The sequence below is a fragment of the Rhizobium sp. S152 genome, from assembly GCF_030380735.1.
GTDB lineage: Bacteria > Pseudomonadota > Alphaproteobacteria > Rhizobiales > Rhizobiaceae > Rhizobium.
On record NZ_JAUDRZ010000030.1, the window covers coordinates 710,820 to 731,547 of the forward strand.

Genomic DNA, 20,728 nt, shown 5'->3' on the forward strand with positions numbered 1-20,728 from the left:
CGCCCGCGTCGTCTTATCGCGCGCCGCCGGCCTTCTGCTGTGATCCCGCCTCGACATAGTTGCGCCAACCGCCATAGGCGGTGATATCGGTGGCGCCGGAGATCGCCGCCGCCTCGACCAGAAACCCCTTCACCGCAGTTCCATCCGACAGCGAGATACTGCCAATCCCGAGCGGCGAGGGGATGGCGGCCACGAAGCGACCGAAGGCGTCCGGCGTCAGTCGCCACACCTCCACGTCAATCGCCCCTCCAGTGCCCTGCGCGACACGGATCAGCCCCGGTTTCGCTGGTACCTGGCCGGCAAGCGCATACAGCCGATAGGAATCCGTCGTCCGCGCCTCGCGCATGAATTGCGCATAGAGATCGCGAAGTTGTACGTTGAGCGGCATGCCAGAGAGATGTGCGCCGACCACGACGATATCGATCCCGGCATCGTCGATCCCTGCCTTCCTTTCTTCGGTGCTTGGAAGCGACCAGCCGGTAGCACCCAGCGTCAGCCCAGATGCACGGTGGATGTCGCTGGCGAGTGACGCCGTCAGCCCATCTCGGCCGAAGGGCGCGAGCAGGGTGACACTCGCCGGCAGGCCGTCCGAACGCTTGCCGGTGGGAACCGCGATGCCGCACATGTCGAGCAGGTTGACGAAGTTGGTGTAGGTTCCGAGCCGCGAATTCTCGCGGATCGGCTCGGCGGCGAGATCGGCAAGCGTGTAATGGCTCGGCGCCGTCGGCACGCAGAAGAGATCGACAGAGGCGATGACAGGCGCGAGCTTCCGCTTCATCGCCTGCAGCGCATAGAAACCGTTGAAGGCATCGGCCGCCGTCAGTTCCTTGGCCGCGCCATAGATCTTGCGGGTGACCGGGTGGAAGGCCTCTTCGCTCGCATCGAAGAAGTCCTTCACCGCCGCATAGCGCTCGGCAACCCAGGCACCCTCGTAGAGCAGGTTGGCAACATCGTAGAAATCGCCGAACGGGACCTCGACGATCCGATGACCGAGACCCCGAAGCATATTGAGCGCATCCTCATAGGCTGCCGCCATGACGGCATCGCCGAAGAAGCGCAGGTCCGCCTTCGCGGGCACGCCGATCGTCAGCATTGGTGGCAACCGTCCGTAGCCGGTCGCCGACACCGCTCGCGAGTAGGCATCCTCGCCATCCTCTCGGGCGGCGACACTGAAGACGCGCCATGCATCATCGACGGAAAGCGCGAAGATCGACACGCAGTCGAGTGTCCGGCAGGCGGGAATGACACCAGCGGTCGACAGCGCGCCGACGCTGGGCTTCAGCCCGACGATGTTGTTCAGCCCGGCTGGAATGCGGCCGGAACCGGCAGTGTCCGTCCCGAGCGCGAAGCTGACGATCCCCTGCGCCGTCGCCACCGCCGACCCGGAGCTCGATCCGCCCGGCACGAGCATCGGATCGATCGCATTGCGCGGGATCGGATAGGGCGAGCGGACGCCGACAAGGCCCGTCGCGAACTGATCGAGATTGGTCTTGCCGATCACAAGCGCACCCGCTTCCCTGAGCAACCGCACGACTGTCGCATCGGCGGTTGCCTTATAAGCGTAGTCAGGGCAAGCCGCCGTCGTCGGCATGCCGGCCACGTCGATATTGTCCTTTACGGCGAATGGTACGCCCCACAGCGGCTTTGCCACTGGATCGAAGGCGCCGAGAGCGGCCGCCTCTGCTACCAGAGACTGGCGATCGGCCAGATGAAGGAAGATGCCGGGATCGTCGACGGTAGCGATCCGTGCGAACACCTGATCGATGATCTCGGCCGCTGTGCCACCGCCGGCGTAGAACGCGTGCAGCGAAGCGATGTCGAAAGCAGGTCCGTTGCTCATGCCGCTTCCTCCTCAAGAATTTTCACTGGCCGATCCCACTGTATCAGCACCACGCAGCCCGTGTCGCTCCACACCGAATGTTCGGTACCGATCGCATTGACGACATAGCTGCCCTTGCCATAGTCGCCAGCTTCGTCCGACTGAACGCCATCGAGCACAAGGATCGTCTCCAGCCCCTCATGCCGGTGCCGTGGCACGGAAGCGCCGGCCTCGTATTTCAGCAAAGCGACGCCCGGCTGGTCACCCTCGAAGGGCTTGATCCAGTGGATCGTCACGGCATCGCGAAACGGTCCGAACGGCAGGTCTCTCCACCCACCCGATGTCAGCAGTTCGCGCGTCGTCTCAGGCATGGCTGATCGTCTCCAATATGTCATCGATATCGGCCGTCCACCCGACGATCGCCCCTTGGGCGCGGATCATCGCAAAGGCGGCTTCCTTGAATTCCGGAAAGTAGCTTTCGGTCGCCTGCACGCAGAGCAGGCATTCGTAACCCCGGTCGTTGGCCTCGCGCATCGTCGTCTGCACGCAGACCTCGGTCGTCACCCCCGCGAACACCAGCTGCTTGATGCTTTTTTCCTTCAGCACGTCGCTGAGTTCGGTTGCGTAGAAGGCGCCTTTGCCCGGCTTTTCGATAACGACTTCGCCTTCGATGGGCGCGAGTTCCGGCAGGATCGCCGTACCCGGCTCGCCTGCAATCAGGATGCGCCCCATCGGCCCCTCGTCGCCGATCCTGAGGCTCGGCTTGCCCCGGTTGCGCTTGGCCGGCGGCAGGTCGGAGAGGTCAGGGCGATGGCATTCCATCGTGTGAATGACCGGCAACCCGGCATCGCGAAAGCCTTGGATCAGCCGCTTGACCTCGGGCACGATTTTGGTGATGCGACCGACATCGTTGCCGAGGCTGGCGCCGAAGCCGCCTGGCTCAGCGAAGTCGCGCTGCATGTCGATGACGACGAGCGCGATCTCTTGTTTTCTAAAGGGAAAGGAAAACGGTTGCGCGCTGATCTCAGCCATCAGTGATGCCCCGCCATATGCGCGCCAATGACGGAGATATCGGCAGCCAGCGCCGGCGTCTCGTAGACGAGCTTGCCCTCGGAGATCACCATGATGCGGTCCGACATCTCCAACAATTCATCGAGGTCTTCCGAAAGCAACAACACGGCGGCACCCGAATTGCGCGCCCGCATGATCCGCGCCCGGATCTCTGCCACCGCCGAAAAATCGAGGCCGAAGCATGGGTTGGACACAATCAGCAGATCGACCTCGCCGGTGAGCTCGCGCGCCAGCACCGCCCGCTGCACGTTGCCGCCCGACAGGGCGGCGATGGGCGAGGAGGACGACGCGGTCTTGACCTTGAAATCGGCGATCAGGTCGGTGGCGCGTTTGCGCATCTTTCCTTTGCTCAGCCAGATCGCATCCTTTCCATCGGCCTTTAGATCGAAGGTGCGGAACGCCAGGTTTTCGCTGACGGTCATCTTCGGCGCGCAGGCGTTCTGCAGCGGCTCCTCGGGGATGAAGCGCACATTGTTGCGCCGCGTTTCCGGCCGCGTCGCGCCATAGGCGTCGCCGTTGACCTCAACCGTGCCCGCATCGGTCGGCCGTTGGCCGGCGAGGATTTCCGTCAGCTCCTTCTGGCCGTTGCCCGAAATGCCGGCGATCCCAACGATCTCGCCGGACCGCACCGTCAGGCTGTTGATCTCGATGGTCTTCAGTCCGGAGCGATCCGGCGCCTTCACCTTCTCGACCTTGAGCACCGGCTTGGCGGCCGAGGACACCGGTACGCGCGTGTCTAGTTCCGCAAGCTTCACGTCGCCGATCATCATCGCCGCCATGTCCGATGTCGAGAGCTCGCCGACCTTGCCTGATCCCACCAGCTTGCCGCGTCGGAGAATGGAGACGGCATCCGCGAACTTGGTCACTTCGTGGAACTTGTGCGAGATCATCAGGACGGTCAGCTCACCGCGCTCGGTCATCCCGCGCACCAGCCCGAGCATTTCATCCGCTTCTGCAGGCGTCAGCACCGAGGTCGGCTCGTCGAGCACCAGGAAGGATCGGCCGAGATAAAGCTGCTTGACGATCTCCAGCTTCTGCTTCTCGCCGGCCGCCAACTCGCTCACCGGCCTGTCGAGCGGAATCCTGAACGGCATCCGCTCCATGAAGGCGGCAAGGTCCTTGCGCTCCTTGGCCCAGTTGATGATCGCGGGCACTGCGGCACGGCTGATGACGAGGTTCTCGGCGCCCGTCAGCGACGGCACCAGCGTGAAGTGCTGGTAGACCATGCCGAGTCCATAGGTCGCCGCATCCTTGGGTGAGGCGACCGCCACCTCGCGCCCATCCACCGACAGCGAGCCGGAGGTCTGGTGGTAGAAACCCATGATGCATTTCACCAGCGTCGACTTGCCGGCGCCGTTTTCTCCGAGCAGCGCATGGAAGCTGCCGGCGGGGATATCGACCGAGACATGGTCGAGCGCCGTGAAGCTGCCGAAGCGCATGGTCATGTCGAGCGTCTGGATGCCGACGGCCTTGCCGGCCTGCGGAAGAGGCGTGTCGCGGACTATGCTCACTTCAGGTCTCCTTTTCGACGATGATTGCTACTGGGCCGCCACCGGGCGGCCCCTGATGCTCGGCGCCACCCGAGACGTAAAGATCGGTCATCCCGAACACGCCACCAAGCACGCCGCCGACGAAGGCGCGGGCATGGCGCGTGCCTGAAATGTCGGAATCGCCAAGCATGGTGTGCCGGTTGCCGCGCACCTGACCACTCGGGTCTGGCTCCGCCTTGGCCAGCACCGCCGCAAGCTTGCCCCCAGGCAGCCGCGCATAGGCTGCCTTGACCGATTGCACATCGATTGCGTCCTGCATGACAGCATGGTCGATCTGGAACGGCCCTGACCATCTGGAACTCATGCCGAGCACGACGATCTCGTGATCGAGCAGTTCGACCCCGGCGGATGCCGAAGCGCAGCGCGAGTAGAGGTCGTGGCGCGTGCCGATATCGCTGTCGGTGATCGCGTCGGCATCGATCTCACCGAGCGCCGCCGCCACGCCGAGCGCCGACGCTCCACGCGAAAGCCCCATCGATTTCAGCGTATCGCGCGTGGCAACGGTCTTGCCGGATGCTTCGACCTTGGCGATCCGCTGTGTGGTGAGAAGCGGGCATTTGATCTGCACAAAATGTACGTCGGCAGCATCATCAATACCGGCATCGCGCATCGCCGCCTTCACGGCATCGGCCACCATCAGCACCTGTGCCCGACGTCCGAGATCATGCGAGGGTAGGGCGGGCGTCCGGGCCGCCCCGATCGCCAGCGACCGCGTCGCAGGCGCGTCAGTTTCCTCGCGGGCAAGCACCGTCCAGTGCGGCGACAGCGCCCCTTCGGTGCCACCGGACATCACGATCGACACGCCCTCGACACTATGTCGGTGAAACAGCGCCTCGAAGCTCGATGTCGCATAGCCGCGGGTAAAATCATTGACGCAGCCATTGCCCTCGGTCTTGCCGAGAATAGCCACCACGCTCTCCGGCTTCAGGCCGGCAGCGAACAGCGCCTCGACGCCCGAGACATCATCCGGCCCGTCGGCCGGCACGCGAAAGACTTGGGCACGCATCGACGACATCAGACGAGCGCCTCGATCAGGGCCTTGGAATTGGAGACCGAGCCGAACACGCCGCCCTGCATCTTCACCATGTGAATGGCGGCGAGGTGGTTGTTATAGTCGGTGGCACCGCAGCAATCCTCCAGCAGCAGGCATTCGAAGCCGCGATCATTGGCTTCGCGCATGGTGGTGGAGACGCAGACGTCGGTGGTGATCCCGGTGAGGATGATATTCTCGATGCGCTTCTGGTTGAGAATCAGTTCGAGATCCGTGGCGCAGAACGAGCCCTTGCCCGGCTTGTCGATGATCACTTCGCCCTCAAGAGGATAAAGCTCGGGAATGATGTCCCAGCCCGGCTCACCGCGAACGAGGATGCGGCCGCAGGGCCCGGCGTCGCCGATGCCGGCGCCAATCCGCTGCGAGCGCCAGCGCTTGTTGGCTGGCAGGTCGGCGAGGTCAGGCCGGTGACCCTCGCGCGTGTGGATAATGTGGTACCCCTTGGTGCGCATCGCTGCCAGCACCGCCTTGATCGGCTCGATCGGCGCCTGCACCAGCGACAGGTCGTAGCCCATGTGATCGACATAGCCGCCCTTGCCGCAGAAGTCGGTCTGCATGTCGATGATGATGAGGGCCGTATTGTCGGGGCGTAGTGCACCGTTATAGGGCCAGGGATAGGGATCGGCCTTGACGTAGTGCTCTTTTGCCTCGGTCATCATGTCCATCGTCCGTCTCCTCTATTCGCCAGCGAGCTTGAGTGTTTCGCCATAGCGCCTGACAGGCTTGTCGAAGCCGCAGGACGTGCCGTCGGTGATCTTGATGTCCGCTTCCCACGGCAGCTTGTATTGGCCCGCGATCAGGTCGTGCATGTAGCTGTAGGGCGCGTCGCCCGCGCCGCCCGCGACAGCGACATAGCCGCGATGGCCGAACTGGTAGATGTTGTTCTCGACGCCCCAGCCGAGGCGCGCCTCACGCACCAGATCGGGCCGCACTTCAGCGGTGATGATCTCGTTGACGCGACCGGATGTGCCGTGGGCGATGATCGAGCCGTCGAAGTTGCAGATCATGCCTTCGCCCATCGAGTCGAAAGTGCCATCCGAGCCGCACATGCACACGCTCGCCGTGACCATGAGGTTGCAGAACGCGTTGGACTGGTTGGTGAATTTCCAGCTATCGCGGATCGGCGCGGTATAGCCCGCCGTGCGGATCATGATTTCGGCGGCCTTGTAGGCGCATTCCCGCGCCATCTCCGGGAACATGCCGTCATGGCAGATGATCAGCGCCAGCTTGGCGCCCTTGGGGCCGTCGATGACGGGAATGCCGAGGTTGCCCGGCTCCCACGGCTCGACCGGCACCCAGGGATGCATCTTGCGGTAATAGAGCTTCAGTTCGCCCGTGTCGTCGATGACGATGCCGGAGTTGTAGGGCATGCCGCCGGGATTGAATTCCATGATCGAGAAGCAGCCCCAGATTTTATTGTCCAGGCACGCCTTCTTGAAGGCCGCGACCTCGGGCCCATCCAACCGGCACATGATGTCAGGGTTGATGTCCATCGACAGACCGTGCAGCGCATATTCGGGGAACACCACGAGATCCATGCCCGGCTGGTTGCGCCGCGCCTTGCCGACAAGGTCGACGATCACCTGCGTCTGTCGCGCCAGATCCTCCTTGGTGACAGTCACGGGAAGCTGCAGCTGTACGAGGCCGATGCCAACGCCGTGTTCGGATTTGTTGAGGCCGCCGAGACCGTTCATGGCTAAATCCTTATTTCGAAACAGAATTGTCTGGTGAGTGACTTATTTTGTTAGTGACAGGGCCCCCGGCGCACCCGCGAGAGAGCGGGTGGGCGAGGAGGTGGCGATCAGGATGGCAAGCGTCAGCACGTAGGGTGCCGCGTAGAACAGGTAGTAGCCTTGCGTGACGCCGACCGATTGCAGGGCAGGGCCGAGCGCACCTGCGCCGCCGAACAGCAGGGCGGCGAGGAAGCAGCCGATCGGGTTCCAGCGCGCGAAGATGACCAGCGCCACCGCCATCAGGCCCTGGCCGGAAGAGATGCCTTCGTTCCACGACCCCGGATAGTAGAGCGAGAGATAAGCCCCGCCCGCCGCCGCCAGCGATCCGCCTGCGGCCGTGGCGAGCAAGCGGACACGATCCGGATCGATGCCCATGGCGCGCGCCGCATCCGTGCTGTCGCCGACGACGCGCAGGATCAGACCGACGCGCGTATTTTTGAACGCCCACCACAGCGCCACGGCGAGCAGCGCGCCGATGACGAAGAGCACATTGATGTTCAGCGCCGCCTGCACCTGTGGCAGGCTCGACCAGCCGCCGAGCGGGATCGAGGGCAGGTGCGGCGCCACCGGCTTGATGAAGGGCTTGCCGAGGAAGAAGGCCATCCCGAGGCCGAACTGCATCATGGCAATGCCGATGGCGATGTCGTTGACCTTCGGCCACTTGCAGATCCAGCCGTGTACGAGGCCGAATACGGCGCCGGTGCCCATCGCCGCCAGCACGCCGAGCCATGCCGATCCGCTCATCACAGCGACCGCGTAGGCCGTCATCGCGCCGAACACCAGCGTACCCTCGAGCCCGAGATTGATGCGCCCCGATCGTTCGGTGATCGTCTCGCCGAGGCTGACGAAGATGAAGGGCGTGGAGACGCGGATGGCGCCGGCCAAAATCGCCAGTGGTACGCCCCATATGCCGATACCGGTCTCGTCCATCATGGGTTCCTCTTCCAAAGGTCGGGGTTGAAGATCTTGAAGCGACCGTAGAAGGTCTCAAACAGCAGGATGACGACGAACAGCGTCCCCTGCAGCACCAGCACGGTCGCATCCGGCAGGCCCATGCGCCGCTGGATCAACCCGCCCGAGGCATCGATGCCACCGAGAAGGATGGCGACGGGAATGATCGCCAACGGATTGTGTCGCGCCAGGAACGCGACGAGGATGCCGGTATAGCCGTAGCCAGCCGCGATCGAGGCATTGGCGCCACCTTGGACGGCAGCGACCTCGATCATGCCGGCAAGCCCGGCGAAACTGCCGGCGATCGCGGTGAAGCCCACGATCAGCCGTCCCACCGGCAACCCCTGGATCTGCGCTGCACGCACATTGCCGCCGGCGATGCGCGCAGCGAAGCCGTAGCTCGTCACCTCGATCAGGATCCAGGAGAGAATACAGGCAACGATACCGATCACCAGACCCCAGTGCACGTCCATGCCGGGTATCTTGCCCATCATGTACTCCGCCGGCAGCGGCGCTGTGGAGGGCTTGTTGAGGCTCGCGGGATCGCGCAGCGGCCCCTCGACGAACTGGTTCATCAGCGCGATCGCGATATAGGCAAGCAGCAGCGAAGAGATCGTCTCGTTGACCCCGCGATAGTGCCGCAGGAAGCCCGCGAAGCCGATCCAGATACCGCCGACCACCATGGCGGCCGCCGCCATCAGAAGCAGCACCAGAATAGCGGGCAGCGTGCCGATGAAGGGAAGGGCAATCGCTGCAGCCGCCACGCCGCCAAGCACCACCGCGCCCTCGCCGCCGATGATCGTCAGACCAAGCCTTGCAGGCAGCGCCACGCAGAGCGCCGTCAGAAGCAGCGGCGCGGACCGGCTGAGGCTGTTCTGCACCGAGAACCAGCTGCCGAAGCCGCCCGTATACATGAGCTGGAAAAGCACGGCCGGCGATTTGTCGACCGCCAAGATGAAGAGCGAGAAGAGCGCCAGACCGACCAGGATCGCGCCAAGGCTGATGACGACGGGCTCTGCCCGCCGCGCCAGCCATTCCAGCAACGGTCCCAAGATGGACCGCGCCGGCGTATCGGAGATTGCAGGCGATAGGGATGGAGTGTTCGCCTCGATTGTCATGACGCTTCTCCCTCTGGCTTAAGCCGTGGAACCGACGACGCCCTCGACCAGATAGTCCATGCTCTCGAGTTCGATCGCGTCCTCGGCGAGCGCCTTGTCGGCAGCGACGATGACGTTCCCCTTGTTGTCCTTCATCGGCCCCTTGAAGACCGAGAACTTGCCGCTCATGATCTCGGCGTGGACGGCCTCGAACTTGGTCCGGGCTTCAGCCGAAACGGCCGGCCCGAGCGGGCTCATCTTCACGAAGCCGTCCTTCAGGCCGCCGCGTACGAAATTGCCGAGCTTCTCGCCGTCCTGCGCCTTCTTGACGAAATCGGTGTAGACGTTGCCCCAGGCCCATTCCGCACCGGTGAGATACTTTTCTGGCGCCAGCGGGCTCTGGTTTGCGTGGTAGCCGCAGACGAAGGCGCCACGGCCGGCAGCAGTCTCGACAACCACTTTGGGGCTGTCGACATGGCAGGTGATGACGTCGGCGCCCTGGTCGACCAGCGCGTTGGTGGCTTCTGCTTCCTTGACGGCCAGCGACCATTCGCCGGTGAAGATCACCTGGCAGGTGATGGCGGGATCGACCGAGCGCGCGCCGAGCAGGAAGGAGTTGATGTTCTGCAGCACCTGCGGGATCGGCTTGGCGGCAACGAAGCCGATCTTCTTGCTCTTCGTGGCATAACCGGCGGCGATCCCGTTCAGATACTGGCCCTGGCCGATATAACCGAAATAAGAGCCGGTATTCGCAGGGTTCTTGCCCTCCTGCCAGAGGCCACCACAATGGCGGAACTGGATGTCGGGATATTTCGCGGCCATGGCCAGCATGTGGGGGTCGAAATAGCCGAACGAGGTCGGGAAGAGCAGGGTTGCGCCATCGAGGTTGATCATCGATTCCATCGTCTTCTGGACATCGACGGTTTCAGGCACATTTTCCTCTTCGACCACGGTGACGCCCTCAAGCGCCTTGACGGCGGCGGCACCTTCGGCATGCGCCTGGTTATAGCCATAGTCGTCCTTGGGGCCGACATAGATGAAGCCGACGGTCAGCGCGGTCTGTGCCATCACCCGACCCGACAACAGGCCCGGCGTTACCGCCAGCGCGCCGGCGGCGGAGGCCTGGAGGAAATGGCGGCGATTCATGGAAAGGAGTTTGGTCATTGCGATTCTCCCTGCGGCGTGGCCGCGTCAAACAAATGGTGGCAGGAAAAGTGTATGCAATGACCGTGCCAGATTTTAAGTTATTGTTATCGCATCACTTTCAAAAGAGGGGAGGCGGGAGAGCGTAAACTGTATGCAGATTTCGCTGCGCGCGTGATTAAAAATGCATCCATGCTGGAAAAATGAGCGTACATGACTGAAAACACGCGGGAAAAGCTGCACTTAGATATTCGCATACGGCCATAAGATGCGGCAAATACGAAATTATTTGACTTTGTAAGTACTGAAGATCATCTGTATGCAACAAGCAATATAGAGGTCGAAAGTGAAGCAGATCAGGCGAAGGCAGGTCATACGCACGGGCACCACCGTCGAGCAGATGGTGCGGGCCATCGCGGATATGATTGTCATTGGCGTGATGCATCCCGGCGAACGGCTGGATGAACTCTCGCTCGCTGTCCGTTTCGACGTTTCGAGAACGCCGGTGCGCGAAGCCTTGAGGGAACTGGGCGCCATGGGCCTAGTCGATCGCGAACCCAACCGCAGCGCCGTCGTCGCCAATGTCACGGAAGCCTATCTTCACTCCATGTTCGAGGCGATGTCGGAACTGGAAGCCATCTGCGCGCGGCTTGCGGCCGAGCGCATGACGGTCGACGAGCGCCACGCGCTCGAACTCGAGCACCGCGCATCGGCGAGGCTGGTCCACGCCAACGCCCAGGAAGACTACGCCGCCCACAATACGGAGTTCCACACCCGGCTCTATCGCGGCGCCCATAACGACCATATCTACGAAATGGTGACGCAGACCCGGGCACGCCTGGCACCGTTCCGCCGCGCGCAATTCCGGCTCCCCGGGCGCCTCGCCAAGTCATATGACGAGCACGATGTTATCGTCACCGCGATCATGCGCGGCGACAGCGCGGCGGCCAGCCAGGCCGCCTATTCGCATGTTGCCATCGTCAGTGATGCCAGTATTGTATTCGCGTCCGACAAGGCGGAATGATCCTCCTGTCGGGTATCAGAAATGCACCATAACGATCTATGAAATATAGGTTTTCATGAAGAAGGCGATCAATCCCCCATCTGTTCGAAAGCCCTTCGGCAACTACAATCACGGCCTGCTCGTGCCGCCTGGAGCATCGCTACTCGTGACATCTGGCCAACTCGGTATCGCGCTTGACGACGGCATTCCGGAGGGCGTCACCGCCCAGGCGGAGCTTTGTTTCAAGGCGATTGGCGCGATCCTCGATGAGGCCGGCATGACCTTTGCCGACGTGATCCGCATCTCCGGCTTCGTGACCCGCCGGGAGGATTTTCCGGCCTACATGGCGGTGCGCGACCGCTATACGCTCGACCCCAAGCCTGTCTCCACACTGATCGTCGTTGGCGGCTTTACACGGGCGGAGTTTCTGGTCGAGGTGGAAGTGACGGCGGCGAAGGTGATGACGCCGTAACGGAGGCTACCTTGACCGTTCAATTCGCAGCCGTCGTGATCTATGCGCGAGATGTTGAAGGCACGATTTCATTCTATGAAAAGCATTTCTTTTTCAAAGCAGTGAGAGATGATGCTGACAGAATAGTCGAGCTAGTAAATGAAAGTGGCGGCGGCCGCATTCTTGTCCATCAGGCGGGAAAGGCAGTGAAGCAGGGTCAGTCGACAGTAAAGCTGATCTTCGCTATGGAGGACGTGGCAGCCTTCTGCGTTGGCCGCGCTGTCGAAGGGCTGGTTTCGGCCCGCAGCACGAGGCCGACGGCTATGTCTATGCCAATGCCCGCGATCCCTCCGGCAACCCAGTCTCCGTTTCCAGCCGCGCGTTTCGCCAAGGCGGGCAGGGCGCACCAACCTCCCCCTAGAAACGCTCCATTGCCGCATGCACCCGGCCCAGAAACCGCGCGCGCGTCTCCTCGGTGCAATTGTTCATGTCGTAGTGGGCGAGAAAGGTTACCGGGCGCACCGGGTTGATCTGCGCCCTCAGCACCCGCTTGACAATTTTCTTCGGCGGATTGCCGGCGACGAAGGCGCGGAAAGGGGTGGCCCCGTAGGTCAGCACCGCGCCAAGCTTGCGGATGTGCCTGAGACGGGATTCCACCTTTCCCTCCACCAGTTCGAAGGACACGCCCGGCAGCCAGACGCGGTCGAAATAACCCTTTAGGATTGCCGGGAAGCCGAAGTTCCAGATCGGCGTGACGATCACCAATCCCTCGGCCCGCTTCAGCCGCTCGACATGATCCTTCACTAACTCGGCGTTCTCAGGATAGTCGTGGTAGATCAGCCGGTCATGCCGCGAAAGAACAGGATCGAATTCCTCGGCGTAGAGGTCGCATCCATCGACCTCGTGGCCCCCCGCCTTCAGGCTCTCCAGCGTTTTTTGATAGAGCGCCTTGCCGTAGCTCGATTCCACCGGATGTGAGTGAAGGACGAGTACCCTCATGCGCTCTCCATCACCGAGGCCAGGCCCGGGAACAGATAGTTCTGGCCGGCGGAAAAATCGAAGTCGGGGTTCTCCCAGGCGATCATCTTGCCGGGGTTGAGCAGCCCCTTCGGATCGGTTTCGTGCTTGAAGGCCAGCTGCACCTTATCCGTCTGCTTCATGCCACCTTCCTCGAGCGTGTAGCGGTGCGGGTTGAAGATCGGGCAGCCGTGGTCCTGGTGGATCTTGATGATCTCCTCCAGCCGCTCTTCCGTCGTGTAGCGCACCAGCGGCAGGCCGGAGCACTGGATCTGCCCGTCGAACTTGATGAACTCGAGATGGCCGGGTACCTCGTCGCCGAAAATCTCGACCATCTTGGCGACCTTCGCCACATGGTCTGGGCCGGGATACTGGACCTGCAGGTAGGTGTATTCGGGATCGACCTTGAGCGCGCGCAGCGTCGTGTGGTTCCAGGCGAGCTCATAGGCATGTGGAATGCCCTTCATGCTCTCCACCTTGTCGGAGCGGAATATGATTTCGCCCTTCTGCGAGGCCGTGAACGCGCTGAAAGCATCGATCGAGTGCGGTGCCACCATCACCACCACGACCGACTGCCCCTCGCGGATATAGGGCTTGTGGCGGGTGAAGTAGCTGTAGGGGATGGGGGCGGCAATCGGGGCGATCTCCTTGGTCAGGATGCCGTTGCACTTTGCCAGCGCATCCGCGTAGCGCACGCCGTCCATGAACTGGTCGTATCCGACCAGCACATCCACCCAATCATAGGCCGGCGCGAGCGGCATCTCGATCTCGGTGATGATGCCGTTGGTGCCGTAGGCGTGGCTGACCTTCTGCAGGTCCCAGCCCGTCAGCTCCAGAATACGCGGCTCGGCCTCCATCGTCACCACCCGCAGCCGGATGATGTTGCCGATATCGCGCAGGCCGCCCCAGGTGATCGACCCGACGCCGCCGGAGCCGCCGGCGATGAAGCCGCCGATCGTCGCCGTCTGCGCCGTCGATGGATGGAAGCGCAGCTCCTGGCCGGAATGCGCCTTGGTCTGCTTGTCGAGCTGCGCGATGATGATCCCCGGTTCGCAGATCACCCGGCCCGGATGGATTTCCTTGATCTGGTCCATCGCCGCAAGATTGAGAACGATACCGCCGGAGAGCGGCATGGCCTGGCCGTAGTTGCCTGTTCCGGCCCCGCGTGGCGTGATCGGAACGCCGTGGGCGAACGCCACCTTCAGCGTTTGGATGACCTCCGCTTCGTTTTTCGGCGTGACCACCAGATCGGCCGTGACGCCGTCGAGCTGCGCCTTCAGAACGGGGGAGTACCAATAGAAGTCCCGGCTCTTCTGGCGCACCAGCGCCGGATTGTCCTCGATCGCGATGCCTTCGAGTTCCTGTTTGATCTTCTGGTAATCCGGCATGTCAGGCTCCAACGACGCTATCGAGTTCACGGTAATCGGGCAGGCTGCGATCAATGACCTTGCCGCGGCGTAGCACCACGCGGTCGGCCTGCGGACGGGATAGAAATTCGCTCCAGCGCCGGGCGCTGAAAAGCACGAGATCGGCCGGCGCTCCGACGGAAATGCGACCCATATCCGCGCGTCCGGCGATATCGGCGGCCGATGTGGTCACGATGCGTGCGGCGCTGTCGAGCGGATGATCGAGCTGCAGGATGCGCACCGCCTCGCGAAACACCTCGACGGGATCGAGATCGCCATAGGCATAGAACGGGTCGCGCGTATTGTCGGAGGCGACGGCGGTCCGAACCCCGGCCGCATCGAGCTCCTTGAACAGCGTCACGCCCCGCCAGCGCGGCGTCCGACCGGGATACCTGTCCTGAAGATACATGTTGCACATCGGCAGAGAAATTATTGAAATATTTGCCTTTTGCACAAGTTCGATGGTGCGCCTGGCGAGCGCGTCATCCTGCCTGGCAAGCGAGCAGCAATGGCCTGTCGTCACATTGCCGGTGAAGCCGTTGCGGATGACAGCCTCGGCGATCGCCTTCAGCGTCTCGGCGCCGGGATCGTCGGTCTCGTCGACATGCAGATCGACGTCGAGCCCGTTGTCGGCGGCGGCCTTCAGCAGCGTATCGAGCTGCCAGGTCAAATCCGCGCTCATCTTCGTCACGCCGCCGAGCAGGCAGCCTGTGTTACGAACGATTTGGACGAGTTCCGCGAAATAGGCCTCGTTGACCATGTCGTCCATAGGAAACAGGGCCGCCGCCTGCAGGGCGATCTTGTCCTTCCAGGCATCGCGCACCTCGGCAAACACCTCGAACGAGATGCGATGCTGCGGAGCCGGTGAATCCAGATGCGTACGGATCAGGCTGGTGCCGTGCGCGTAGGCCGAGCGTAGCGAGAACTCCATCCGCTTGCGCACATCGGCGGCGTTCCAGTGGGTCGCGCGGTCGATGCCGACGGAGGTCAGCGCGCCCATGAAGGTGCCATCCGGATTGCTGTTGCGCGCCCAGATATGACCCTTGTCGAGATGCGTATGCACATCGGCGAAACATGGCCAGACCATGCCGTCGCGCATGTCGGATTTCGCAAGCTCCTGCGGCGCCGAACCGGGCGGCAGGATCGCGGCGATCAACCCGTCCTCGATAACGAGATCGGCCTTTACCAGCCCCTCGACCGAGACATCCTCGTAATCCGCGACGGCGATAGTGGGCAGCGTCGCGTGGCTCAGAACGAAGCGTGCGGAATTGGGCGGCGACATGAAGGAATAGGTCATCAGTTTTCCCGCTTCAAACTGCTCTCATGCCAGCGATGCAGGCTGAGCCAGGAGATGAATGAGGTGACCGCGAAGATCGCCACGCCGAGCAGCGACAGCATCAGCAGGGCCGCGAAGAGGCGAGGGATGTTCATGCGGTACTGCGCCTCGAGCAGACGGAAGGCCAGCCCCGATCCGGCGCCCGCCGAACCCGCCGCGAATTCAGCGACGACAGCGGCAATCAGCGCCAACCCGCCACCGATCCTGAGACCCGTCATGAAATAGGGCTGTGCGGCCGGCAGCTTCAGATAGAGCAATGTCTGCCAGCGTGAGGCGCCATAGAGCTCGAAGAGGTTGATCAGATTGTGATCGACGCTCTTCAGGCCCTGCACCATGTTCGACAGGATCGGAAAGAAGGCGACCAGGAAGGCGCAGATCAAGAGTGCCACCTGCGTCGACGGCGCGTAGATCAGGATCAGCGGCGAGATCGCTACCACAGGCGTCACCTGCAGGATGACCGCCAGAGGATAAAACGCGATCTCGATCCAGCGCGACTGCACCAGGAAGACGGCAAAGCCGACACCGCCGATCAGCGCCAGGATCAAAGAGAGGAACGTGATCTTGGTGGTGACCCAGAGGGCAGGGGCGAGCGTTCCCCAATCGCTGACAAAAGAGGCGGCTACGGCTGCCGGCCCCGGCAGGATATACGGAGGCACACCAGACAGCTTGACATAGAGCCACCAGATCACGACCAGCACCGCGACGGTGAGCCCCGGAACAAGGATCCGCAGCGCCAGGTCGCGGCGCCGCGCATTGATCGGGTTGGTAACCTCCATGACGGCAGTGTCGGCGATATCGGCCATCAGTGATCTTCCTTCGCGGCATTGATCGCCCCGATCAGCGAGTGCGAGACCGTCTCGCAAGCCCGGCGATATTCCTCCGAGGTGCGGTAATGCGCGTCGCGCTCAAGGCTGGTGAGGAGCGGCAGATCGGCATGCACGCGCCCGGGTCGCGCCTTCATCACGACGATGCGGTTGGAGAGGTAGGCGGATTCGAACACCGAATGCGTGACGAAGATCACCGTGATGCCGGTCTCCTTCCAGAGCCGCAGCACGTCGTCATTGAGCTTCTGCCGGGTGATTTCGTCGAGCGCCGCGAAAGGCTCGTCCATCAGGAGCAGCTTTGGCTTCGTCACCAGTGCGCGTGCGATCGACACGCGCATCTTCATGCCACCCGAGAGCTCGCGCGGATAGGCTTCCGCGAAATCCTGCAGCCCGACCGTCGCAAGCACTGCCATGATGTCTGGACGCGCCGCCGCCTTGGACACGCCGCGCAGCTTCAACGGCAGGTGCACATTGTCGAACACGTTCTTCCAGGGCATCAGCGTCGGCTCCTGAAACACGAAGCTGATATCGCCCTCCGGCAGTCCGCGCGAATTGATGCGCGAGCTCGGCCAGTCGATCGTCCCGGATGACACGTCGCCGAGCCCGGCCATGATCCGCAGCGCCGTCGATTTCCCGCAACCCGATGGCCCGAGCAGGCTGATGAATTCACCACTCTCGACCGTCAGCGTCATGCCCGAAAGCGCGACCGTGCCGCTGGAGAATATCTTTGAGACCTGCTTCATCGCAACGAGCGGCCGCCTGCGGGCTTCGGCTGGTGTCGCTGACTGGAGGGGCTGCGATGAAGTCATAAGGTCCGCTCATTTCTTGCGTCTGCCAGAAGCCTCCTCCCCGAGAGGAAGAGGGGAACCGGGACTAGTTCTTCAGCGCCATGCCCACGCCCTTGCAGACATATTTGGTGGTGAACGCCTTGGTGTAGTCGGTGTCGGCCTTCAGCACCTTGATGCCGACCATTTCGTCGAAGAATTTCTTGTAGTGCGCGTCCGTCATGCAGCCGATGCCCTTGTCCAGTGCCTCGCCGGACTCGACAATCCCGTATTCCTTCATCTTGGCGATGGAATACGCGATCTGACCATCGGTCATCTCGGGATTGTCCTTCTTGATCAGCTCGTTGGCCTTGGTGTTATCGCCATAGAGATAGTTGTACCAACCTTCGATCGAGGCATCGACGAAGCGCTGCACGACGTCGGACTTGCTATCGATCATCGTCTGCGTGGTGGTGATCGCCGTGGAGTAGGGGGTGTAGCCGTTGTCGGCGAGCAGGAACACCTTCGGCTCCCAGCCGGTCTGCTTCTGGATCTCGTAGGGCTCGGACGTCAGATAGCCCTGCTGCGCCGAAGACTTGTCGGCGATGAACGGACCGGGATTGAAGTTGTAAGGTTTGTACTGCTCGTCCTTGAAGCCGGAGTAATTGGCCTTCATCCATTCGAAGAAAGTCAGATATCCGTCCTTGCCGAGGAACAGCGTGTTGAGCTTGGCGAGGTCCTCAAATTTCTCGACACCGGCGTCGGGATGCGCGATCAGCACCTGTGGATCCTTCTGGAAGATCGCGGCGACATCGACCAGCGGAATACCCTGCTCGACCGCCGTCAGTTCGCCCTGCGAGCTGCCCATATAGAAATCGATCTTGCCTGAAATCAGCAGTGCGGAGTTCGCCGCGTTGGGCCCGCCTTGGACGATCGTCACGTCGAGGCCGTGCTTGGCGTAGGTGCCGTCGGCCACCGCCTGGTAGAAGCCGCCATGCTCGGCCTGCGCCAGCCAGTTGGTGCCGTAGCTGACCTTGTCGAGGGCATAGCCCGGCGCTGTCGCGACGACAGTGGATCCGAAGCCTAGCAGCGCAGTATATGCCATATTCTTCAATGTTTTGGACATGTGCGGCGTTCCCCTTCAAGGCCGTGGAGCGTACTTCGATAGCGCTCATTTCCATTATTTGAACGGTTGCCTTGCGCTTTGAAAAGCATCAAAATTCGTGCGCAACGATGCCTTTTTGGCATCTGCGAACGCGGCTGTGTCTTATTTGGGCGCCGCGCTTAAAATAGATGCAACGAGGATATTATGCTGCACTCCAGGAAGCTTCAGTACATAGACGAGATCGCCCGCTCTGGCTCGATCCGCAAGGCCGCCGCCCGTCTGAACGTCGCGTCCTCGGCGATCAACCGGCAGATTCTCGCGCTCGAAGAGGAAATCGGTGCGCCCTTGTTCGAACGGCTCCCGCGCGGTCTCAGACTAACGGCCGCCGGAGAGCTCTGCATCGAGCATATCCGCGAGGTGCTGAAGAACTACGATCGCCTGGAGGGTCGCATCCGAAGCTTGAAGATGCAGCAGGCCGGCAAGGTGCGGCTGGTGACGACGGTCGGGCTGGCCTCAGGCCCGCTCGCCGAGATTATCGCCCGTTTCCAGTCGGAGCATCCGCGCGTCTATTTCCAGATACGAAACGATGCCGGCACTACAACGGTCAATCCGGTCTTGTCGGGGGAGGTCGATATCGGCCTTGGATTCAACATTCCCGCTACGCCGGGCATTCGCTCACTCGGTAGTTTCGACATACCGATCGGCGTCGTGCTTCCGCCGGGCCACCATCTGATCTCCCCGGGGCCGATCAACCTAGGTGATGTCGTCCAGGAGCGCCTGCTGCTGGCCCAGCCGGGCACGAGCCTGCGCGACGTGATCAATCTAGCATTGGCGCGGCTCGATGTGCCGGTCGAACCCGTCTTGGAAAGCAATGCTTCTGAGATGTTGAAAAAGCTCGTCAAATGCGGGGCAGGGCTCACGCTGCTGAACCCACTGGACGTGGTAACGGAATGCCGTGCCGGCGAACTGGTTTTCCGCCCGATTGCCGAGCCGCATGCCCGGCATCAACCGATGAAGCTGTTTGCCCGCGCGCGTGCGCCGCTCGATGCAGCGACAAGTCTGTTCGTCGAATATCTGTTGGCCGAAATGGCCGGACTGGTTCAGGAACTGCAGGAAAAAGGCCATATCGCGTGCGACAAGCCGGCCGCGGCCTAGTTGGCCTGGTCCTATTTCGAATAAAGATTGACCAGCGGATAGCGCTTGAGATCGTAGAGCATCTCGATGAACCGCTTGACTTGGTGCCGGCAGATCGCTTCGCCCTTGGCGGCGGTGCCGAGCGAAGCATTGCCCACCACGCCGTTCGGGTTGAGGTCGTGGGCGATCCAGGCCAGCGAATGCGGCGGCAGCGGCTGAATGTAGTCCGACTGCTCACGCATCCATTCGGCCTTGGAGACGAAGTTCTCGGCCTTCTCCATGCGCACCAGATCCGGCCGGAAGTGCAGCATCAGTGATGTCTCGACTTCGCCGCCATGAATGCCGTACCGCGTCTCGTGTTCGCTGATCATGCCATCGGGATGGCCGAAGCGGCCCCATTGCGTGGAGATCACCGCCATTTGGTAGCGAACCCTGAGTTCGCGCGCGACGATGCTCATTATGTCGACATTGCCGCCATGCGAGTTGACGATCACCATCTTGCGAATGCCCGCTTCCGCCACCTTGGCGCCGATCGCGGTCCAGACCGGTATCAGAAGCTCGGCTCCAAGCGACAGCGTGCCAGGACCATGGATATGCTCGTTGGCCTTGCCGATCTCCTGAGTCGGTAACACCAGTATGTCGAGATCGTCAGCACGTTGGCTACGAAGTTCCTGAAGCATCCCTGTGGCGATGGCGACATCGGTTGCGATCGGAAGATGCGGCCCGTGCTGCTCGGTTGAAGCAATCGGCAGGATGGCGATGGTGGTGTCCGCGGAAAGCCCGGCGAAGTCGTAGGTGTTGAGCTCGTTCCAATAGAATGGGGTTGCCATCGCCGTGTTCCTTTCGAAGCTGGGTTGCCATTGACTAGGCAATACGGCGGCATGGGAAAAGCATCAATTTGCGTCCATGCCGATGCCTTTTTGCGAGAGACAAAATTAGTAGGACAATGAGCCTCGTTGCTGATGTTGCATCGAAGCGCTTGCCGCAGATAGGCTGGCCAAACGAGGCCGCGCACATCTGGATTGCGTTGCACGCTCGATGTGCGATGGACTTCGGGGAAGTTATGGGTCGCTTTGACGTGAGAAAGATCGACCGGCTGGATGGCGCGGCTAGCTCAAGTGGATACCCATGATAGTTCCATAACATAGATTATGCGATTTTTGTTTGTGGGGTGGTGGGTTCAAGGATGAAGTGCGACTTGCGAATGATACCAATGGGTTGTCACTCGCAAGGAAGCTGCAATGAACCGCACCTATTCCCATATCGACATGGA

At 62.0% G+C, this 20,728-nt stretch carries 20 protein-coding genes and 1 pseudogene; 4 read left to right on the forward strand and 17 right to left on the reverse strand.

The features are described from left to right. Positions 1-13: 13 nt before the first annotated feature. The 10 genes from atzF to QTL95_RS28375 are packed head-to-tail and all read right to left on the reverse strand — an operon-like array spanning position 14 to position 10,436. Entirely contained in the window at positions 14-1,840 is a 1,827-nt protein-coding gene (atzF, locus tag QTL95_RS28330) for an allophanate hydrolase (RefSeq protein ID WP_289723142.1), read from the reverse strand. Continuing rightward, entirely contained in the window at positions 1,837-2,190 is a 354-nt protein-coding gene (locus QTL95_RS28335; protein ID WP_289723143.1) for a cupin domain-containing protein, read from the reverse strand. The genes atzF and QTL95_RS28335 overlap by 4 nt, the downstream gene beginning before the upstream one ends. Next, a complete protein-coding gene (locus tag QTL95_RS28340; protein WP_289723144.1) occupies positions 2,183-2,851 on the reverse strand; it encodes a cysteine hydrolase family protein in 669 nt (222 codons plus the stop codon). Before QTL95_RS28340 ends, QTL95_RS28335 begins: the two co-directional genes overlap by 8 nt. Then, on the reverse strand, positions 2,851-4,401 hold the full coding sequence (locus QTL95_RS28345) for an ABC transporter ATP-binding protein (RefSeq protein WP_289723145.1): 1,551 nt from the start codon (positions 4,399-4,401) through the stop codon (positions 2,851-2,853). The genes QTL95_RS28340 and QTL95_RS28345 overlap by 1 nt, the downstream gene beginning before the upstream one ends. A gap of 1 nt (position 4,402) precedes the next feature. Continuing rightward, positions 4,403-5,455 (reverse strand): ring-opening amidohydrolase, encoded by a 1,053-nt coding sequence (locus QTL95_RS28350; RefSeq protein ID WP_289723146.1) that lies wholly within the window; start codon positions 5,453-5,455, stop codon positions 4,403-4,405. Next, a complete protein-coding gene (biuH, locus tag QTL95_RS28355; RefSeq protein WP_289723147.1) occupies positions 5,455-6,156 on the reverse strand; it encodes a biuret amidohydrolase in 702 nt (233 codons plus the stop codon). The genes QTL95_RS28350 and biuH overlap by 1 nt, the downstream gene beginning before the upstream one ends. Positions 6,157-6,168: 12 nt before the next feature. Next, a complete protein-coding gene (locus QTL95_RS28360; protein ID WP_289723148.1) occupies positions 6,169-7,185 on the reverse strand; it encodes a formamidase in 1,017 nt (338 codons plus the stop codon). A gap of 42 nt (positions 7,186-7,227) precedes the next feature. Then, positions 7,228-8,154 carry an ABC transporter permease gene (locus tag QTL95_RS28365; RefSeq protein ID WP_289723184.1) on the reverse strand — a complete coding sequence of 309 codons (927 nt, stop codon included), beginning with the start codon at positions 8,152-8,154 and terminating at the stop codon, positions 7,228-7,230. After that, positions 8,154-9,293 carry an ABC transporter permease gene (locus QTL95_RS28370; protein ID WP_289723149.1) on the reverse strand — a complete coding sequence of 380 codons (1,140 nt, stop codon included), beginning with the start codon at positions 9,291-9,293 and terminating at the stop codon, positions 8,154-8,156. The genes QTL95_RS28365 and QTL95_RS28370 overlap by 1 nt, the downstream gene beginning before the upstream one ends. Positions 9,294-9,311: 18 nt before the next feature. Then, complete coding sequence (locus QTL95_RS28375; RefSeq protein ID WP_289723150.1) at positions 9,312-10,436, reverse strand: BMP family ABC transporter substrate-binding protein; 1,125 nt, start codon at positions 10,434-10,436, stop codon at positions 9,312-9,314. A gap of 325 nt (positions 10,437-10,761) precedes the next feature. Between QTL95_RS28375 and QTL95_RS28380 the strand changes: the two genes are divergently transcribed. The 3 genes and pseudogenes from QTL95_RS28380 (at position 10,762) to QTL95_RS28390 (ending at position 12,290) form a co-directional block, all read left to right on the forward strand. After that, positions 10,762-11,439 (forward strand): GntR family transcriptional regulator, encoded by a 678-nt coding sequence (locus tag QTL95_RS28380; RefSeq protein ID WP_289723151.1) that lies wholly within the window; start codon positions 10,762-10,764, stop codon positions 11,437-11,439. Between the two features lie 55 nt (positions 11,440-11,494). Then, entirely contained in the window at positions 11,495-11,890 is a 396-nt protein-coding gene (locus QTL95_RS28385; protein WP_289723152.1) for a RidA family protein, read from the forward strand. An 11-nt stretch (positions 11,891-11,901) separates the two neighbouring features. Beyond that, positions 11,902-12,290: pseudogene (locus QTL95_RS28390) on the forward strand (VOC family protein). On the opposite strand, the gene QTL95_RS28395 reads toward QTL95_RS28390, so the two are convergent. The 6 genes from QTL95_RS28395 to QTL95_RS28420 all read right to left on the reverse strand — a co-directional run bounded on the left by QTL95_RS28395 (position 12,287) and on the right by QTL95_RS28420 (position 18,342). Beyond that, positions 12,287-12,868, reverse strand: coding sequence for an NAD(P)H-dependent oxidoreductase (locus QTL95_RS28395; RefSeq protein ID WP_289723153.1), 582 nt, complete (start codon positions 12,866-12,868; stop codon positions 12,287-12,289). The pseudogene QTL95_RS28390 and the gene QTL95_RS28395 sit on opposite strands and share 4 nt — an antisense overlap. Continuing rightward, entirely contained in the window at positions 12,865-14,274 is a 1,410-nt protein-coding gene (locus tag QTL95_RS28400; protein WP_289723154.1) for an FAD-binding oxidoreductase, read from the reverse strand. Before QTL95_RS28400 ends, QTL95_RS28395 begins: the two co-directional genes overlap by 4 nt. A gap of 1 nt (position 14,275) precedes the next feature. Next, positions 14,276-15,589: a cytosine deaminase gene (locus tag QTL95_RS28405; protein ID WP_289723155.1), complete on the reverse strand. Its 1,314-nt coding sequence runs from the start codon at positions 15,587-15,589 to the stop codon at positions 14,276-14,278. Beyond that, positions 15,589-16,431: an ABC transporter permease gene (locus tag QTL95_RS28410; protein ID WP_289723156.1), complete on the reverse strand. Its 843-nt coding sequence runs from the start codon at positions 16,429-16,431 to the stop codon at positions 15,589-15,591. Before QTL95_RS28410 ends, QTL95_RS28405 begins: the two co-directional genes overlap by 1 nt. Continuing rightward, on the reverse strand, positions 16,431-17,261 hold the full coding sequence (locus QTL95_RS28415) for an ABC transporter ATP-binding protein (protein ID WP_289723157.1): 831 nt from the start codon (positions 17,259-17,261) through the stop codon (positions 16,431-16,433). Before QTL95_RS28415 ends, QTL95_RS28410 begins: the two co-directional genes overlap by 1 nt. A gap of 64 nt (positions 17,262-17,325) precedes the next feature. After that, the gene (locus QTL95_RS28420) at positions 17,326-18,342 is read right to left on the reverse strand and encodes an ABC transporter substrate-binding protein (RefSeq protein WP_289723158.1); all 1,017 of its coding nucleotides are present in this window, start codon (positions 18,340-18,342) and stop codon (positions 17,326-17,328) included. A 183-nt stretch (positions 18,343-18,525) separates the two neighbouring features. Here QTL95_RS28420 and QTL95_RS28425 point away from each other — a divergent pair, with 183 nt between their 5' ends. After that, complete coding sequence (locus QTL95_RS28425; protein WP_289723159.1) at positions 18,526-19,476, forward strand: LysR family transcriptional regulator; 951 nt, start codon at positions 18,526-18,528, stop codon at positions 19,474-19,476. 11 nt (positions 19,477-19,487) lie between these two features. Here the strand turns inward: QTL95_RS28425 and QTL95_RS28430 are convergent, their stop codons facing one another. After that, entirely contained in the window at positions 19,488-20,285 is a 798-nt protein-coding gene (locus QTL95_RS28430) for a creatininase family protein (protein ID WP_289723160.1), read from the reverse strand. Between the last annotated feature and the right edge of the window lie 443 nt (positions 20,286-20,728).

What these genes read in the sequence shown, in the direction of transcription:
- atzF (WP_289723142.1), bottom strand. Translation starts at nt 1,840, where the DNA reads ATGAGCAACGGACCTGCTTTCGACATCGCTTCGCTGCACGCGTTCTAC.
- QTL95_RS28335 (WP_289723143.1), bottom strand. Translation starts at nt 2,190, where the DNA reads ATGCCTGAGACGACGCGCGAACTGCTGACATCGGGTGGGTGGAGAGAC.
- QTL95_RS28340 (WP_289723144.1), bottom strand. Translation starts at nt 2,851, where the DNA reads ATGGCTGAGATCAGCGCGCAACCGTTTTCCTTTCCCTTTAGAAAACAA.
- QTL95_RS28350 (WP_289723146.1), bottom strand. Translation starts at nt 5,455, where the DNA reads ATGTCGTCGATGCGTGCCCAAGTCTTTCGCGTGCCGGCCGACGGGCCG.
- biuH (WP_289723147.1), bottom strand. Translation starts at nt 6,156, where the DNA reads ATGGACATGATGACCGAGGCAAAAGAGCACTACGTCAAGGCCGATCCC.
- QTL95_RS28360 (WP_289723148.1), bottom strand. Translation starts at nt 7,185, where the DNA reads ATGAACGGTCTCGGCGGCCTCAACAAATCCGAACACGGCGTTGGCATC.
- QTL95_RS28365 (WP_289723184.1), bottom strand. Translation starts at nt 8,154, where the DNA reads ATGGACGAGACCGGTATCGGCATATGGGGCGTACCACTGGCGATTTTG.
- QTL95_RS28370 (WP_289723149.1), bottom strand. Translation starts at nt 9,293, where the DNA reads ATGACAATCGAGGCGAACACTCCATCCCTATCGCCTGCAATCTCCGAT.
- QTL95_RS28375 (WP_289723150.1), bottom strand. Translation starts at nt 10,436, where the DNA reads ATGACCAAACTCCTTTCCATGAATCGCCGCCATTTCCTCCAGGCCTCC.
- QTL95_RS28385 (WP_289723152.1), top strand. Translation starts at nt 11,495, where the DNA reads ATGAAGAAGGCGATCAATCCCCCATCTGTTCGAAAGCCCTTCGGCAAC.
- QTL95_RS28395 (WP_289723153.1), bottom strand. Translation starts at nt 12,868, where the DNA reads ATGAGGGTACTCGTCCTTCACTCACATCCGGTGGAATCGAGCTACGGC.
- QTL95_RS28400 (WP_289723154.1), bottom strand. Translation starts at nt 14,274, where the DNA reads ATGCCGGATTACCAGAAGATCAAACAGGAACTCGAAGGCATCGCGATC.
- QTL95_RS28405 (WP_289723155.1), bottom strand. Translation starts at nt 15,589, where the DNA reads ATGACCTATTCCTTCATGTCGCCGCCCAATTCCGCACGCTTCGTTCTG.
- QTL95_RS28410 (WP_289723156.1), bottom strand. Translation starts at nt 16,431, where the DNA reads ATGGCCGATATCGCCGACACTGCCGTCATGGAGGTTACCAACCCGATC.
- QTL95_RS28415 (WP_289723157.1), bottom strand. Translation starts at nt 17,261, where the DNA reads ATGACTTCATCGCAGCCCCTCCAGTCAGCGACACCAGCCGAAGCCCGC.
- QTL95_RS28420 (WP_289723158.1), bottom strand. Translation starts at nt 18,342, where the DNA reads ATGTCCAAAACATTGAAGAATATGGCATATACTGCGCTGCTAGGCTTC.
- QTL95_RS28425 (WP_289723159.1), top strand. Translation starts at nt 18,526, where the DNA reads ATGCTGCACTCCAGGAAGCTTCAGTACATAGACGAGATCGCCCGCTCT.
- QTL95_RS28430 (WP_289723160.1), bottom strand. Translation starts at nt 20,285, where the DNA reads ATGGCAACCCCATTCTATTGGAACGAGCTCAACACCTACGACTTCGCC.